This is a genomic window from Achromobacter sp. SIMBA_011, from assembly GCF_046535435.1.
In the GTDB taxonomy this organism is placed as follows: Bacteria; Pseudomonadota; Gammaproteobacteria; order Burkholderiales; family Burkholderiaceae_B; genus Achromobacter; species Achromobacter dolens.
This window is the reverse complement of record NZ_JAWRWN010000870.1, coordinates 1-253: the sequence shown is the minus strand read 5'-3', so window position 1 is coordinate 253 and position 253 is coordinate 1. Positions and strand designations below refer to the sequence as shown.

Annotated in this window: 1 pseudogene; it reads right to left on the bottom strand. The window is 68.8% G+C overall.

Annotated features, from left to right (window positions below):
* Positions 1–236 (bottom strand): annotated as a pseudogene (locus SB816_RS33490) (hypothetical protein); the annotation flags it as partial.
* Positions 237–253 lie beyond the last annotated feature (17 nt).

The following is a 253-nucleotide window of genomic DNA, read 5'->3' as shown; positions in this document are numbered from 1 at the left end:
ACCAGCAGCCAGAGCCAGCGCTTCGCGGCCCGATTGGCGTCGGCATCGTGAGCCATGACGTCTCCTCTTGTTTCCCGGTTATCGATCTTGTTGAGCGGGTACGGCGCCGGGAGGAGCGGCGAAACGGGTAGGCTGCGGCTCCCCTGGCTTCGCGCCAGTATAGGAGCCGCGGGCACGCGGTCAAGCAGGGGCGAACCCGAGGTGATCCGCCCCCAGTCGCGCGGTTGCACCGGCATGCGGCCGGTGCACGAGC